Origin of the sequence: Hephaestia mangrovi (assembly GCF_019880555.1) — a bacterium.
GTDB lineage: Bacteria > Pseudomonadota > Alphaproteobacteria > Sphingomonadales > Sphingomonadaceae > Sphingomonas > Sphingomonas mangrovi.
The window spans coordinates 240,001-254,996 of record NZ_JAINVU010000003.1 but is presented as its reverse complement, the minus strand read 5'-3'; the positions used below and the strand labels follow the sequence as shown (position 1 = coordinate 254,996).

Annotated in this window: 18 protein-coding genes (1 of these 18 running past the window's edge); 12 read left to right on the top strand and 6 right to left on the bottom strand. The window is 65.7% G+C overall.

Annotated elements, in window-relative coordinates:
- Positions 1-2: 2 nt before the first annotated feature.
- From K7G81_RS08600 to K7G81_RS08585, 4 genes are all read left to right on the top strand, one after another.
- On the top strand, positions 3-494 hold the full coding sequence (locus tag K7G81_RS08600) for a disulfide bond formation protein B (protein WP_223030351.1): 492 nt from the start codon (positions 3-5) through the stop codon (positions 492-494).
- The gene (locus K7G81_RS08595) at positions 491-1,027 is read left to right on the top strand and encodes a demethoxyubiquinone hydroxylase family protein (RefSeq protein ID WP_223030350.1); all 537 of its coding nucleotides are present in this window, start codon (positions 491-493) and stop codon (positions 1,025-1,027) included. The genes K7G81_RS08600 and K7G81_RS08595 overlap by 4 nt, the downstream gene beginning before the upstream one ends.
- A gap of 62 nt (positions 1,028-1,089) precedes the next feature.
- The gene (locus K7G81_RS08590; RefSeq protein ID WP_255586806.1) at positions 1,090-1,494 is read left to right on the top strand and encodes a hypothetical protein; all 405 of its coding nucleotides are present in this window, start codon (positions 1,090-1,092) and stop codon (positions 1,492-1,494) included.
- A gap of 21 nt (positions 1,495-1,515) precedes the next feature.
- The gene (locus K7G81_RS08585) at positions 1,516-2,997 is read left to right on the top strand and encodes a hypothetical protein (RefSeq protein WP_223030349.1); all 1,482 of its coding nucleotides are present in this window, start codon (positions 1,516-1,518) and stop codon (positions 2,995-2,997) included.
- Here the strand turns inward: K7G81_RS08585 and K7G81_RS08580 are convergent.
- Entirely contained in the window at positions 2,946-4,379 is a 1,434-nt protein-coding gene (locus K7G81_RS08580) for a peptide MFS transporter (RefSeq protein WP_255586805.1), read from the bottom strand. The two genes, K7G81_RS08585 and K7G81_RS08580, sit on opposite strands and share 52 nt — an antisense overlap.
- A gap of 308 nt (positions 4,380-4,687) precedes the next feature.
- On the opposite strand from K7G81_RS08580, the gene K7G81_RS08575 reads away from it, so the two are divergent.
- The 3 genes from K7G81_RS08575 to K7G81_RS08565 are packed head-to-tail and all read left to right on the top strand — an operon-like array spanning position 4,688 to position 5,940.
- On the top strand, positions 4,688-5,458 hold the full coding sequence (locus K7G81_RS08575) for an SPFH domain-containing protein (RefSeq protein ID WP_439649541.1): 771 nt from the start codon (positions 4,688-4,690) through the stop codon (positions 5,456-5,458).
- Positions 5,459-5,467: 9 nt separating this feature from the next.
- On the top strand, positions 5,468-5,677 hold the full coding sequence (locus K7G81_RS08570) for a type II toxin-antitoxin system antitoxin (protein WP_223030347.1): 210 nt from the start codon (positions 5,468-5,470) through the stop codon (positions 5,675-5,677).
- Positions 5,674-5,940, top strand: coding sequence for a hypothetical protein (locus tag K7G81_RS08565; protein WP_223030346.1), 267 nt, complete (start codon positions 5,674-5,676; stop codon positions 5,938-5,940). Before K7G81_RS08570 ends, K7G81_RS08565 begins: the two co-directional genes overlap by 4 nt.
- Before the next feature lie 111 nt (positions 5,941-6,051).
- Here K7G81_RS08565 and ppa read toward each other — a convergent pair whose 3' ends face one another.
- The 3 genes from ppa to K7G81_RS08550 all read right to left on the bottom strand — a co-directional run bounded on the left by ppa (position 6,052) and on the right by K7G81_RS08550 (position 9,451).
- The gene (ppa, locus tag K7G81_RS08560) at positions 6,052-6,591 is read right to left on the bottom strand and encodes an inorganic diphosphatase (protein ID WP_223030345.1); all 540 of its coding nucleotides are present in this window, start codon (positions 6,589-6,591) and stop codon (positions 6,052-6,054) included.
- Positions 6,592-6,741: 150 nt separating this feature from the next.
- Positions 6,742-8,667, bottom strand: coding sequence for a M61 family metallopeptidase (locus tag K7G81_RS08555; RefSeq protein ID WP_223030344.1), 1,926 nt, complete (start codon positions 8,665-8,667; stop codon positions 6,742-6,744).
- 133 nt (positions 8,668-8,800) lie between these two features.
- A complete protein-coding gene (locus tag K7G81_RS08550) occupies positions 8,801-9,451 on the bottom strand; it encodes a DUF1345 domain-containing protein (RefSeq protein WP_223030343.1) in 651 nt (216 codons plus the stop codon).
- A gap of 50 nt (positions 9,452-9,501) precedes the next feature.
- Between K7G81_RS08550 and hisS the strand changes: the two genes are divergently transcribed.
- From hisS to K7G81_RS08530, 4 genes are all read left to right on the top strand, one after another.
- On the top strand, positions 9,502-10,746 hold the full coding sequence (hisS, locus tag K7G81_RS08545) for a histidine--tRNA ligase (protein WP_223030342.1): 1,245 nt from the start codon (positions 9,502-9,504) through the stop codon (positions 10,744-10,746).
- A gap of 40 nt (positions 10,747-10,786) precedes the next feature.
- Positions 10,787-11,860: a peptide chain release factor 1 gene (gene prfA, locus K7G81_RS08540; RefSeq protein WP_223030341.1), complete on the top strand. Its 1,074-nt coding sequence runs from the start codon at positions 10,787-10,789 to the stop codon at positions 11,858-11,860.
- Positions 11,853-12,683: a peptide chain release factor N(5)-glutamine methyltransferase gene (prmC, locus tag K7G81_RS08535; RefSeq protein WP_223030340.1), complete on the top strand. Its 831-nt coding sequence runs from the start codon at positions 11,853-11,855 to the stop codon at positions 12,681-12,683. Before prfA ends, prmC begins: the two co-directional genes overlap by 8 nt.
- A 263-nt stretch (positions 12,684-12,946) precedes the next feature.
- Positions 12,947-13,663 carry a DUF4167 domain-containing protein gene (locus tag K7G81_RS08530; protein ID WP_439649538.1) on the top strand — a complete coding sequence of 239 codons (717 nt, stop codon included), beginning with the start codon at positions 12,947-12,949 and terminating at the stop codon, positions 13,661-13,663.
- Positions 13,664-13,699: 36 nt separating this feature from the next.
- On the opposite strand, the gene K7G81_RS08525 is transcribed toward K7G81_RS08530, so the two are convergent.
- Positions 13,700-14,005, bottom strand: coding sequence for a hypothetical protein (locus K7G81_RS08525; RefSeq protein ID WP_223030338.1), 306 nt, complete (start codon positions 14,003-14,005; stop codon positions 13,700-13,702).
- A 121-nt stretch (positions 14,006-14,126) separates the two neighbouring features.
- Between K7G81_RS08525 and K7G81_RS08520 the strand changes: the two genes are divergently transcribed.
- Positions 14,127-14,555 (top strand): CBS domain-containing protein, encoded by a 429-nt coding sequence (locus tag K7G81_RS08520; RefSeq protein ID WP_223030337.1) that lies wholly within the window; start codon positions 14,127-14,129, stop codon positions 14,553-14,555.
- On the opposite strand, the gene K7G81_RS08515 is transcribed toward K7G81_RS08520, so the two are convergent.
- A protein-coding gene (locus K7G81_RS08515; protein WP_223030336.1) for a lipopolysaccharide biosynthesis protein crosses the window boundary here: on the bottom strand, positions 14,543-14,996 show its 3' portion. It continues 1,040 nt past the right edge of the window; the window shows 454 of its 1,494 coding nt (coding positions 1,041-1,494); its start codon lies off the right edge, out of view — the gene reads right to left on this strand; its stop codon occupies positions 14,543-14,545. The two genes, K7G81_RS08520 and K7G81_RS08515, sit on opposite strands and share 13 nt — an antisense overlap.

The following is a 14,996-nucleotide window of genomic DNA, read 5'->3' as shown; positions in this document are numbered from 1 at the left end:
CGATGGGCAATAGATCGTCGACGCTGGCGCGGTGGATTGCCCTGCTGTTGCCCGCTTCCTTGCTCGCGGGTGCCTGGGGATCGCAGATTTTCGGCGGTCTCGTGCCTTGCGAGATGTGTCATTGGCAGCGCTGGCCGCATTATGCGGCGGTCGTCATCGCGGCGCTCGCTTTCGTGGCGCCGGGCATCGCCAGCCGGCGCGCGCTGGTGTGGCTCGCCGCCCTGGCGATCGCGATCTCGGGCGCGATCGGTGTCTATCATGCCGGTACCGAATATCATTGGTGGGCGGGCATGACCGCCTGCACCAGCGAGATTCCGTCGGGCGGCTCGACCAATGACATGCTCCAGGCGATCATGGCCGCGCCGATCGTGCGGTGCGATCAGCCGCAATGGACGCTCGCCGGCATTTCGCTCGCCGGGTTCAACGCGATCTTTTCGCTGGGTGGCGCGTTGATCGTCGCATGGCTGATGACTCGCAAGGACCGCGCGGCATGAGCGGCTGGAAACCCGGCGATCGCCCGACGGCACGCGCATCGATGATTCGGGTCGATCAGGCCGGGGAATATGGCGCGACGCGCATCTATGCCGGGCAGCTTGCGGTGATGGGCGACCGGTCACCGATGGCGCGCTCGATCGCCGGCATGGCGCGGCAGGAGGAGCGGCACCTCGCGTATTTCGACCGGATGATCGTGCGGAACAACGTGCGGCCGACGCTGCTGCAGCCGTTCTGGAGCGCTGCTGGCTTCGCGCTCGGCGCCGTCACCGCGGCGACCGGCCCCGAAGCCGCGATGGCCTGCACCGCGGCGGTGGAGACCGAGATCGACAAGCATTATGCCGATCAATTGACGGCGCTCGGCGACGATGATCCCGAGCTGAGCGAAGCGATCGCCGAGTTCCAGGCCGAGGAGCTCGAACATCGTGATACCGCGCTGGCGAGCGGCGCGGAGAACGCCCCGGCCTATCCGTTGATGGCAGCGGCGATCCGATTCGGCTGTCGCGCGGCGATCGCGCTGGCCAAGCGGATCTGATAGGAATGCTCATGGCACGTTCATCGCGGGCCGGGCGTTATGCGGAGCGAAGGAGCAGAGCTATGGCGATCTGGCGGGCCGCGGCGATGGCGGCGGGGATGACCATCGGCGGCATCATCGTTGCCGTGCCGGCATCGGCGCAGAACGCGGTCGAGAACGGCGTGCTTGTAATTTACGGCAACCAGAAATGCCCGACCGATTCGAGCGGGCGCGAGATCGTCGTGTGCAAGCGCCGTGACGCCGACGAGCAATTCCGCATTCCCAAGGAACTGCGCCAGCTGGAAATCACGCCGGAGAATGAAAGCTGGACGGCGCGTAGCCAGGATACGCTCAACGCGGGCACGTCGGGGATCGGCAGCTGCGGCGTCTCGGGCGCGGGGAGCGACACGGGTTGTTTCTCCAAACAGGCGCAGGCGTGGCGGCAGGAAAAGAAGCGCCGCGAGGCCGAGCAGGCCGACATTCCGTAGTTTTTCGTGGATAATGCCGAGATGATCGCACCGGGCGTCGCGCGGGCGCGAATCGCCGCCTTGCTGTTCGTGTTCGTCTGGCTGTCCGGCGCGTGGTTCGGATCGGACGAGCTCAATCCGAACAACGCGACGCGGATGTTCGCGGCGATCTCGCTGGTCGAGGATCATGACGCGACGATCGACGATTACGCCCCGCTGACGATCGACAAGGCGCGGTTCGGCGATCATTATTACATGGACAAGGCGCCGGGCATGACGCTGATGGCGGTGCCGGTGGTTGCGGCGGTAAACGCCGTCACCGGCACCAACGCGCGACAGGCGCGATTGCTGATTTGCGAAGTGGGGGCGAGCGGCATGATGCGCCCGCGAATCAGGCTCGCGGCGGCGCTGACCTCTGCGCTGATCACCGCGATCGCCACGGCGCTGCTGTTCGTCATGATAGCGGAGCTTACAGGCAGCATGGCTGCAGGCTTGTTCGCGAGCCTGAGCTATGCGTTGGGCACGCCGATCTGGGGCTGGTCGACGACGATCTTCGGCCATGCCTCGGCCGCGGGACTGTTGCTCATCGCCGCCATCGCGATCTGGCGCGGCACGCGCGACGCGGCGCCGAGCGGGGCGCAGGCGCTGCTCGCCGGGCTGGCGCTCGGCTGGGCGATCGTCGTCGAATATCAGGCGGCGCTGAGCGGCGTCGCGATCGGTGTGTGGGCATTGTGGCGGCTGTGGCGCTATCCCGCTTCGGCCCGCTGGCGGTCGATGGCGCTGGCGGCCGGCGGCGCGATTGTCGCGCTGGTGCCGCTGGCGATCTACAATCTCGTCGCGTTCGGCACGCTGCTCAAGCTCGGCTACGAAGGGGTGGTCGGCTTTTCGGGGATGCAGCAGGGCCTGTTCGGGCTGACCTATCCCAAGCCCGAGGTGATCGGTGAAATCCTGGCCGGCGCCGAAAAGGGATTGATCTGGGTCGCGCCGATCCTGCTCGTCGCGCCGATTGGGCTGGTGCAGATGATCCGGCAACGCGAGACGCGCGACCTTGGTATCATGGCGGTCGCGGTGGCGGCGATCGTGATCCTGATCAACGCGTCCTATGTCTATTGGGACGGCGGCTCGTCGACCGGTCCGCGCTTGTCGGTGCCGGCGATCGGTTTCCTCGCGCTTGGCCTCGGGCCGCTATGGACATGGTGCCGGCATCGCGCGGCGCGGGTGGCCCTCGCCGCGCTGCTGGCGGCGTCGATGGCGCTCAACCTGATTATCGCCGCGGTCGATATCACCGCGCCCGAGTTCATTCGCTGGCCGGTCGTGACCTGGATCATCGACAAGCGGCTCGCCTGGGGCGCGCTGCGCGATTTTCCCGCCGAGCATTGGGGATGGAGCCCGTGGTCGGGCCTGTGGCTCTACGGCGCGATCGCCACGCTCTTTCTTGCCGCCATGCTGTGGACCCTGCGCCGGCCGCAGATTCAGGCGGGCAGCGGCTCGGCGTTCGGCACGGCTTCTTCCTCGGCGGCCTGAAGAAGCCCGCCGAACACCAACTTGACCGCAGTGAAGACCAGCCCGGCGGCGATGATCGCAACCGCGTGCAAGCCCCAGAAGTGGAGCGGCGGCATCTGATCCAGCCAGGCGCCCACCCAGCCGACCAGCGTGTTCGCGCCGAACAGGAACAGATAATAGATGCCGAGCATGGTCGCCCCGATCGCGCGTGGCGATGCGCGCGAATAGAGCGCGAGGCTGACCGGGAAAACATTGGCGAACCCGATCGAGTTGATCGAGTGTACCGCCAGCGCGACCCACAGGCTGACCTTGGTGCCGGTCGCCGCCGCGTGAGCCGCGACGATCGCGAGGATGACGAAGGCGATCGACGAGATGAAGCAGCCCAGCGCGACCTTGGTGATCTCGTCGGGTTCGCGCCAATGCTTGCCGTACCAGCGCCAGAACGCGACCACCGCGACGAGGAAGGTTACGCTGACGGTGGCGTCGAGCGTCGCCAGGAAAGTGGTCGGCATGCGATGGCCGAACAGGTTGAAATCATAGCTGCGATCGGCCCAGAGCAGATAGGCGTTGTACAATTCCTGATTGCCGATCGACCCGATCGCGAGCACCGGAATCAGCAGCAGCAGCAGGATCAGCACTTGCCAGTCGCGCCGCGAAAGCGCGGCCCTGGGCGCGACGGCGGCCCCCTTGTCGAGCTTCGGATCGGGCGGGAGATAACGGCGCCCCGACAAATAGATGATCAGGCCGATCACCATGCCGACGCCGGCGGCGCCGAAGCCGTAATGCCAGCCGACATCCTCACCCAGATAGCCGCAGATCAGCGGCGCGATGATGACGCCCGCGTTGATGCCGATATAATAGACCTGGAAGCCGTCCGCCGCGCGATTGTCGCCCGCCGGATAGAGATAGCCGACCTGGCTGGCGAGATTGCCCTTGAGCAGCCCGACGCCGAGCACCAGCATGAGCAGCGCGACGAGAAACGAATAGTCGAACGCCATCAGGAAGTGGCCGACCGCCATCATCGATGCGCCGAGCACGATCGCGCGGGTCTTGCCGAGCCATTTGTCGGCCATCACGCCGCCCAGGATCGGGGTGAGATAGACCAGGCTCGTGTAGAGCCCGAAGATGTGCGACGAGAGCGCCTCGTTGGTCGGCGCCGCGCCGTAGATGTAGCTCAGCGCAACGCGGAACCCGTCGAACCCGGCGATCCGCCCGACATGCGGTTCGAGCAGGAGCTGCTTGACCATGTACAGCACCAGCAACACCTGCATGCCGTAATAGCTGAACCGCTCGAACGCCTCGGTGAAGGAGATGAAGTAGAGCCCGACGGGGTGGCCCATGAAATGGGGCTGGTCGTCGAGGCCCGCCGTCGCCGGCAGTGCCTCCATCTCCTCGATCGCCATTCTTGATCCCGTTGTGATGTACCGTTGCCGACAGGCTTAGCGCATTTTTCGGCGCGAGACAGGGTTTCGGATCATCCGACGCCGCCACGCCGATCGATTTCGCTTGGTGATCCCCTAAAGACGATATAAAGATGATATCATCTTTTACAGGGGTCACGATCATGTCTGAATCGGTTTCCATGTCTCCACGCCGCGCCGAACAGGCGCTCAATCGCTCCGAAGAACAGTCGGCGCAGAGCGCCAACGGCTATGCCATGCTCATCGTCCTGATGATGACGCTGGCGGTGGCGATCGCGGGCGGCGTGCTGATGCCGTCGCGTACTGCGGAGGGGGCGACGCTGCTTATCGTCGGCGTGGTGGGATTCATCTTCGTGCTGTCGGGCTTCTACATGGTTCAGCCCAACCAGGCGGTGGCGATCACCTTGTTCGGCGCCTATCGCGGCACCGACCGCGTCACCGGCCTGCGCTGGGTGCTGCCCTGGATGATGCGCAAGAAGCTGTCGGTGCGCGCCAACAACATCATCTCGGAGAAGATCAAGGTCAACGATCTGCGGGGCAACCCGATCGAGATGGCGGCGCAAGTGGTATGGCGCGTCACCGATACCGCCCAGGCGCTGTTCGATGTCGACGACTACAAGGCGTTCGTGACCGTCCAGATCGAGGCGGCGGTGCGGACGATCGGATCGCGCTATCCCTATGACGATTTCAGCCATCAGGAGGTGACGCTGCGCGGCAACCACGAGCAGGTCGGCCAGGAATTGCGCGCCGAGCTGATCGCGCGGCTGGTGGTGGCCGGGATCACCGTCGACGAATGCGGCTTTACCCATCTTGCTTACGCACCGGAGATCGCCGGCGCGATGCTGCGCCGCCAGCAAGCGCAGGCGGTGGTCGCGGCGCGAACCACGCTGGTCGAGGGCGCGGTGGGCATGGTCGAGCTGGCGCTTGGCCAGCTTTCCGCCAAGCAGGTGGTCGAGCTGGACGACGAGCGTCGCGCGGCGATGGTCTCGAACCTGATGGTCGTGCTGTGCGGCGATCGGGACGCGCAGCCGGTGGTCAATGCCGGCACGCTCTATCAATAGGGAAGATCGTTGGCAGCGCCCCCCAAGAAGGCCTTTGCATTGCGCCTCGATCCCGCGCTTCACGCGGCGGTCGAGCGCGCTGCCGCGGCCGACTTGCGCAGCGTCAATGCCGAAGTGGAATGCCTGTTGCGCGAAGCGCTGGCGCGGCGCGGGATCAAGCTGGCCGAACCGGTCCGCCCGCGCCGCGGCCGACCGCCCAAGACGGAGACGAATTCATGAGCCGAGACAATAAGCCGTCACCGCCGCGCGACGAGGATGACTGGTTCGTGCCCAAGCTGTTCGGCATCGGGGCGACGCCGGCGACATGGCAAGGCTGGGCGTTGACGCTCGGCACCATCGGCCTGGTCGTGCTCGACATGCGATTTGTCGAGCCGCGGCTGACCAGGCTGATCGTCGCGGCCGGCCTGATCCTCGCGCTGACCGCGATCAGCTGGCACAAGACCGCCGGCGGCTGGCGCTGGCGGTGGGGAACGCGAGACTAGGATGCGCGGTTTTCAGCCCATGGCGGGCTGCAAGGCATGGCATTTCGCCTCACCCTGAACTGAATTCCACGCACCCTGGAATTTGATCCGCGTGCGTTGGGCGTTCCCCTTTTAGGCCGCCTTGTCGTTCTTGGCGCGCTCGATCGCTTCGAGCAGCACCTGCTTGGCTTCCTCGGCATCGCCCCATTTGCCGATGCGCACCCACTTTTCGGACTCGAGATCCTTGTAGTGCGTAAAGAAGTGTTCGATCTGCTGGAAGATGATCGGCGGTAGATCGGCCTTCTCGCCGACATTGGCGTAATAAGGAAAGGTCGAATCTACCGGCACGCAGATCAGCTTCTCGTCGCCGCCATGCTCGTCCTCGAGGTTGAGCACCGCGATCGGGCGCGCGCGGACGACGCAGCCCGGCACGAACGGCGAACGCGCGACGACCAGCGCGTCGATCGGGTCGCCGTCAGGCGACAGGGTGTGCGGCACGAAGCCGTAATTGGCCGGATAGCGCATCGGCGTGTGCAGGATGCGATCGACGAACAGCGCGCCCGATTTCTTGTCGAACTCATATTTCACCGGCTCGCCGCCGACGGGCACTTCGATGATGACGTTGAGGCTTTCGGGCGGATTGTCGCCGACGGGCACCATGTCGATACGCATTCTTGCTTCCTTCGTCACTAGGCCACGCCGGCCCGCTGCCCCACCCGGCCTCCCAACGGCAGTATCTATGGGAGGTAGGGTGGGGAGCGGGCCGGTGCGGCTGCTCGACCGCGCGGCCGAGCCCCAATCAATATCCTGGCTCGACCGGGCTTATGGTCTCGGTTCGAGCAGCTTGTCGAGGCCGGTCTCTCCGGTGCCGACCTTCACGAGGTGCGGATAGCGCGGGCCGTCATGATAGTCGATGGCGACGTCACGGAAATCGCCGTCGCGCTTCACCGTGAAGTGGATCGGGTTCTTGTCGGTCTTCGCCGAGACGATCGCGTCCTTGAGCACGTCGCCCGAATAGGCCTTGCCGTTGATCGCGACGATCGTATCGCCGAGGTCGAGCCCGGCCTTGAACGCCGGGCTGTCCCAGATCACGCTGACGAGATCGCCGTCATTGCCCGCGGCGAGGCCGATCGAATAGCTGGCGTCGGTCTTCTTGCGGTTGGTTTCCGCTTGCTTGAAGACGGTGGATTCCTGGTCGGTATAGACGAGCTTGTAGCCGTTCTGCACGAACCCGTTGAGCGGCGCGTCCTTCGACAGACCCTGCAGACGCTCGGTCAGGAAACCGGCCCAGTCATAGGGCTGGATCGAGTTGAGCGTGTTGACCACGTCGTTGAATGTATAGGTCACTTCGCCCCAGTCGCCGTCGTTGATGCCGAAGAAGGCGCGGGCGAAATCGTCGATCGACTTGGTGCCATGCGATTGCTGGCGCAGGATCGAATCGACCTCCATCCAGACCATCAGGCCCTCGTTGTAATAATCCTCCGACCGCTGCCAGCTCGTCCAACCCTTGGGGCGGCGCTGCGAGATGATCGGATCGTTGGTGGTATCAAGCAGATCGCGCCACTGCCGCGCCGGCATGTGATCGTAATAAGCCGCGATCATGGCATATTCGTCGAGCGTGTCGGCCTTGCTGACCAGCCCCGATCGCGCCTGCAACACATAACCCCAGAACTGCGTCTGGCCTTCATAGACCCACAGCAGGCTGTCGCGCATCGGCACGTCGAAATTGGGCGTCCACAGGTCGGCGCCGCGGCGGAACTTGCCGTTCCAGCTATGGGTATATTCGTGCGGCAGCAGGTTGCGATCGTAGATCTGGTTGTTCCAGTCGGTGAAGTAATTTTCGACCGCGCCGTCTTCCGAGCTGCGATGATGCTCGAGCCCGATGCCGCCGAGTTGGTCGGACAGCGACAGCAGGAAATCATAATGATCGTAATGCTGGGCGCCGAAGGTCTTGACCGCCTGGTCGACGAGGCGCTTGTGCGCGTCGATCTGTTCAGGCGTCGCGGCAAGGTCGGCTGGCTTGTCGGCATAGACATCCAGATTGACCTTCGGCGACAGCACCCATTGCTTGTAATAGCGGCCGGCGAGCACCGGCGAATCGACCAGGATTTCGTAGTTCGTCTTCTGATAGCTGTAGATCGGGCCCTTCGCGGTGGAGGGCAGCGCCGAAGACGCGGTGAAGCCGGCCGGATAATGCACCGTCGCCTGCACGCCGATCCCGCGCGTGAAATAGCCGGCTGGATAGAGGCTCATCGAATTCCACTGCAGGCTGATCAGGTTCGGCGTCATCACGATGCGCCCCTGATTTCCCGCCGTCGCGGACGCGAACTGGAAGACCATGTTGAGCGTCTTCACGCCTTCGGGCACATCGATGTGATAGGCGTAGACGTCGACCGGATCGCGCGTCCAGCGGATCGGCTGGCCCTTGTCGCCGGTGATGACGAGGCCGGTCAGCTTGTCGAGCTGGCCGGTCGGCGAATGGTTGCCCGGAAGCCATTTCGGATAGAGCAGCACCATTGGGCCCGGTTGCGCGACCGGCAGCGCTTCCTTCACGCGGAAAATGCCCTGGCTGGTGTCTGACGCGTCGATGTCGAGCGTCATCGTGCCGGGATATTCGATGTCCTGCGGCGCCGGGATCGTGTTCTCGAACGGAATCGGCTGCGGCTTGGAATTGCCGTCCGGAACGAGCTGCGCGGCAGCGGCGGTCGAGGCGAGCAGAAGCGACGTGAAAGCAAGCGTGCGGAGCATCGGGGGCCTTTCGGCTGAAGGAAGGATGCGGCGGGATAAGGTCTGGAAGCGACGGAAGTCCAGCCCTCGGGACGCGGCGAGGCGATATTATAGCGCGCTGTGATGTTTTGCCGCCGCCGCCGACACGCGGCGTTCAGCTGCCGCCGAGCACGTTGATGGTGAAGGCAAGCACGCCGATGTTGAACACGAATGCCGCCAGGCAATGCCCGATCGCGACGCGCCGCATCCGCCCGTTGGTCATTTCGACGTCCGAGGTCTGAAACGTCATGCCGAGCGTGAAGGAGAAATAGACGAAGTCCCAATAATCGGGCTCGTCGCAGTTGGGAAAGCCCAGCCCGCCGCAATCCTTGCCGTCCTTGTCGCCCAGATAGAAGATGTGGGCATAGTGCAAGGCATAGACCATGTTCGAGAACAGCCACGCCAGCGCCAGCGTGCCGACGACCAATGCGATGGTGACGAGGTTGGTCTTGTTCCTGAGTTCACCGGCGACGGCGACCAGGATCACCAGCATCACCAATCCCGTAAGCAGCAACAGCCCGACGCGATTGGCATCATTGTCCCGCGCGTGGCGCCGCATCGCCGCGGCGTTGGCGTTTCGCAGCAACGGCAGCACGGCGAGCAGGAAAAGCATGCTCGCGGCGTCGAAAGCCGCGAGCGTGCCGCGCTCCGCGCCCAGCGGCGGGATCGCGATCGCCAGCCCCCCGGCCAATACGATGCAGAACAGCACGAAGCGCGGCGGCGCGATGTGGTTGCCAAGTCTCCAGCGCGCGCCTGCGGATGCCATGACGAAATGCTAGCGGTTTCGAATCGCGTCGCCTAGATACCCCGGCTCTTATGGCTCGTATTCAGACCCCCCAGCGCATCCGCGGCACGCAGGACATTTTCGGCGAGGAGCAGCGCCGCTTCGCGCACGTCCTCGAAACCTTCGAGCGCGTCCGCAAGCTCTATTGCTTCCAGCGCGTCGACATTCCGGTGTTCGAGGCGACCGAGGTGTTCGCCCGCTCGATCGGCGAAACCACCGATGTCGTCTCGAAGGAGATGTACACCTTCCCCGATCGCGGCGGCGATTCGCTGACGCTGCGGCCCGAGTTCACCGCCGGCTTGTGCCGCGCCTATCTGACCGAAGGCTGGCAGCAGCATGCGCCGCTCAAGCTCGCGACGTCGGGGCCGGTGTTCCGTTACGAACGCCCGCAAAAGGGCCGCTTCCGCCAGTTCCACCAGATCGATGCCGAGGTGATCGGCGCGGCCGAGCCCGCCGCCGACGTGGAGCTGCTCGCGCTCGCCGACCAGTTGCTCAAGGAGTTGGGGATTGACGATGGCGTGACGCTGCAGCTCAACACGCTCGGCGATTCGGAAACGCGCGAAGCGTGGCGCCAGGCGCTGGTAGCGCATTTCGAGGCGCATCGGAGCGAGCTTTCCGAGGACAGCCAGACGCGGCTCGAGAAGAACCCGCTGCGCATCCTCGACAGCAAGGATCCGCGCGATCGCCCGATCGCTGACGCCGCGCCGGATATCGACGCGCATCTGACCAGCGAGGCAGGCGCCTATTTCGAGGCAGTGACCAAGGGCCTCGACGCCGCCGGCGTGGCGTGGACGCGCAACAGCCGCCTCGTCCGCGGCCTCGATTACTACCGCCACACCGCCTTCGAGTTCGTCACCGATCGGCTGGGCGCGCAAGGCACCGTGCTCGGCGGTGGACGCTATGACGGATTGATGGAAAGCCTGGGCGGCCCGCATACGCCGGCGGTCGGCTGGGCGGCGGGCGTCGAGCGGCTGGCGATGTTGATCGAGGAGCCGGCGGTCCGCGGGGTCGATGCCGTCATCATTCCGCTTGGCGAGGCGGCCGAGAGCACGGCGCAAGGGGTGCTTGCTGACCTGCGTCGGAGCGGCATTACCGCCGACATGGCGTTCAAGGGTAATATGAAGAAACGTCTCGCCAAGGCCGATGCGCTTGGCGCGCGCTTTGCCGTCATTCTCGGCGATGACGAAATCGCCAAAAGTGTGGCGGCGGTCAAGAATCTGGGCGCAGGCACACAGGTCGAGGTCGCGCTCGCGGCTTTGGTAGGGGCGTTGAAGTGACCCTCGCCGCTGGGACAGCGCATAGGGTATTGGCGGGCGCATGACGACCATCTCTGCCGAACGGATCGCGCAGATCGAGGCGCGGCGGGATGAGTTGCAGGCGCTGATGGCGACTGGCGACCTGCCCGGCGAGCGCTTCGTTGCGGTATCGAAGGAATATGCCGAGCTCGAGCCCGTCGCGGCAGCGGCGGGCGACGTCCGGCGGCTGCGTGCCGAGGCGGTCAGCCTCAAGCACATGACCCACGAGGCCGATCCCGAATTGCGCGAGATGGCGGCCGAGGAGCTCGACGACAACCAGCAGAAGCTGGAAGCCGCCGAGCACAAGCTCGCGCTCGCGCTGTTGCCGCGCGATGCGGCCGACGAGCGCCCGGCGATGCTCGAAATCCGCGCCGGCACCGGCGGTGACGAGGCGGCGCTGTTCGCCGGCAACCTGATGCGGATGTATCAGCGGTACGCCGATCACCGCGGCTGGCGGGTCGAGCTAATCTCGGCGAGCCCGTCCGAAGCCGGCGGCTACAAGGAAGTCGTCGCCAGCGTGACGGGGCAGGGGGTGTTCGCTCGGCTGAAGTTCGAAAGCGGCGTCCACCGCGTGCAGCGCGTGCCGGTGACCGAATCGGGCGGGCGCATCCACACCTCGGCGGCGACCGTCGCCGTGCTGCCCGAGGCGGAAGAGGTCGACGTCCAGATCGACGACAAGGATCTGCGGATCGACGTCTATCGCTCGTCGGGGCCGGGCGGGCAGTCGGTCAACACCACCGATTCGGCGGTACGCATCACGCATATCCCGACCGGGCTGGTCGTCATCCAGCAGGACGAGAAATCTCAGCACAAGAACAAGGCCAAGGCGATGAAGGTGCTGCGCACGCGTCTTTACGAGGCGGAGCGCGAGCGGCTGGCGAGCGAGCGGGCGGGAACGCGCAAGTCGATGGTTGGCTCGGGCGATCGCTCGGAGCGGATTCGCACCTACAATTTTCCGCAGGGGCGCGTCACCGATCACCGCATCAATCTGACGCTGCATCGCCTGCCCGAAATCCTCGAAGGCGAGATGGAAGAGCTGATCGACGCGCTGATCGCCGAGGATCAGGCCGAACGCCTCGCCGCGATCGATGGCTGAGCGCGGGCTCAAGGTAAGGCAGGCCCTTGCCGCCGCAGCCGCCCGACTTGCCACGGTTTCCGAAACCCCCCGCCTCGACGCCGAGCTGCTGATGGCGCACGCGCTCGGCATGTCGCGCGACGATCTGCTGCTGCGCCGGCTCGACGATGTCGAGCCCCCCGCCTTCGCCGCGCTGCTCGACCGCCGCCTCGCGCACGAGCCGGTTGCCTATATCACCGGCATCCGCGCCTTCTGGACGATCGACATCGCGGTCGGCCCTGGCGCGTTGGTGCCGCGGGCGGACAGCGAGACGCTGATCGAGGCGGCGGTGGATCATTTCGCGGACCAGTCGCCGGTGACGATCCTCGATCTCGGAACCGGGCCGGGCACGCTGCTGCTCGCCGCGCTCGATCAATGGCGGCAGACGATCGGGCTCGGCGTCGATCGCTCGACCGAGGCGCTGGCGATGGCCCGCGCCAATGCGGATCGCCTGGGGCTGGGCGCGCGCGCCAAACTGCTCGAGGGCGATTGGGCGGCGGGCATCGAGTCGCAATTCGATCTGATCCTCGCCAACCCGCCGTATATCGGCCTCGATGAGGTGTTGCCGCCCGAAGTTCGCGAGCACGAGCCAGCGGACGCCTTGTTTGCCGGGGCCGACGGGCTCGACGCGTATCGCGCGATCGTTCCCGATCTGCCGCGCCTCATCGCCCCGGGCGGCGTGGCGATTCTCGAAATCGGACATATGCAGGCCGATGCCGTCGCCGCGCTGGTCGAGGCGGCCGGGCTTGCGCCGGCGCTGCGCCGCGATCTCGCCGGCCGGCCGCGCGCGATCGTGGTAACTTGAAAATGCTGCCCCGCACCCCACATTTCCTCTTGGATAATGTGCGCCGCCGGGCTAAGACCCCAATTGGGGCGGGCACCTTCAACCAAGTTGTTGAAAAGAGGCCCTGGGCCCAATCCCTCGTCATGAAGCCGCTGCAGTCCGGCGGCCGTGGCAGCCTGATCGCGCCGCTTCGGCGGTGTCTTTTGCGCAGGGGAAACGCGCTGAGTTCGCGAATTCGGTGTGGGGCCGGGTGATTTTCAAGGGACGAGGACAGACAGACTTTGATGAACAATCGTCAGGCCGGCCGCCGTCGCGGCCGTGGTGGTGGTGGGCAACGCTCGCAAGGCAATCCGAATTCGAACAGCCGGATCGACAATCGCCAGCGTGGCAACGCCAACCAGCTCTACGAGAAGTACAAGAATCTGGCGCGCGACGCGCAGATGGCGGGTGATCGCGTCAACACCGAATATTACCTGCAGTTCGCCGATCACTATTTCCGCGTGCTCAACGAGAACAAGTCGCGGTTCGAGGAAAATCGCCGGCAGCGCGAAGAGGCCGACGCCGATGACGAGACCGACGGCGAGGATGATGGCGACTATCGCCAGCAGAGCCAGCACAGGGCGCAGCGCCGCGATCGCGACGAGCCTCGTGCGAACGGTCGCGGCAACGGCCACGCCGACAATGGCGATGACGGCGAAGAAGCGCCGCGGGAGCATCGCGCCGAACGCAACGGCAAGAGCGCCGAGCGCAACGGCAAGAGCGAGACCGCCGAAGTCGAGGGCGAGCGCGCGACCGAAGGAGAGCCCGTTGCCGAAGTCGCGGCGCCTCGCCGTCGCGGCCGTCCGCGCAAGACGCCGGCGCCGGCTGAGCAGGCGGGTCTTGAAGCCGATCGCCTGCCGCCGTCGCTCGGCGCGACCGCCAATGACGACGAGAGCGAGGAAAAGCCGCGTCGCCGTCGTGGTCGCCCGCCCGCGAGCGAGGCTGCCGGTACGGTTGGCTGATCGTTCCTGCTGGAATTGATAAAGGGCCGGTGCCGCTCAGAAGCGGCGCCGGCCTTTTTGCGTCTTGGCGAAATCCTCGACCGCTTGATCGTGGCCGGTCCCGGCACTCATGAACACCAGGCCCATCAGGGCGGCGGCAAGCAGCATCGTCAGGCCGAAGCCGATCGCCGTGGCGATGATCGTCAACAGCGACAGTGGCCCGTAGAAATGGTCGATCGCGACGATCGCCGCGGCATCGATCGCCGCGATGGCCAGCGCCATCCAGCCGAGCACCCGGCGGAACCGCGCCCAGGCGTGGGCGGCGGCGGCGGGATCGTCGAGGCCGGTCGGGCGGTCGGTCATGCTTTGCCATATCGGGGCAAAGATGCGACACTCAAGCGGTTAGGGACTCGAATAATGTGCCGGCCGTGACGGGGCCGCGCGAATCGCGACGCCGCGCCGGCCCGATAACGGGAGAGGTGCCATGACGATTGCGGCGATCCTGAACGGCAAGGGGCATGACGTATTATCGATCTCGGCCGATAGCCGGGTGAGCGAGGCCGTCGCCTTGCTTGCCGAACGGCGCATCGGCGCATTGCCGGTGATCGACGGCGATACGGTGACCGGCGTGTTCTCCGAACGAGACGTCATCTACGCGCTGGCGCAAAATGGCGCCGCTGCGCTCGATCGCACGGTTGGCGATGTGATGACTGCGCCGCCCGTCACCGTCGCGCCCAAGGATGCGGTGCTGGGGGCTTTGTCGTTGATGACGCGCCGGCGCATCCGCCACCTGCCGGTGATCCAGGATGGCAGCATGATCGGGCTGGTCTCGATCGGCGACCTCGTCAAATATCGGATCGAGCGGATCGAGGCCGACGCGGCGGCGATGCGCGACTATATTCAGTCGGCCTGAATCGGCGCGAGCGGCCGGCGGCGGACGATGGCGACGAGCTCGCGTGCGGCGCTGCGCGCGAACAGCGCCAGCCACGCGCCATAAGCCGCCGCGCCGGTTACTACCAGCGCGGCCAGGCGCGCGGGCGGCATCAGCGGCGGCAGCAGATGATCGACCAGCCGGACGGCCAATGCCATCGCGACGGCCGCGCAGACCGGCGGCAGGATTTCGCGAATCAGCGCGGTTGCCTTCAGTCCGATCGCCGGAAGCGATTGCGTCGCCGATACGATCAGGAACAGCGGGTAGGCGCCGATCCAGGCCCAGGCGAGGCCTTCCGGCCCGAATCGCACGCCGATCAGGAAGCCGGCGGTGAGGATCACCGCGCCATAAGCCGAGTTGCGAATCGGGATGCCGGGCCGGCCCCGCGCCTCGCAGGCCGGCGCGAACAAGACCTGCAGCGTC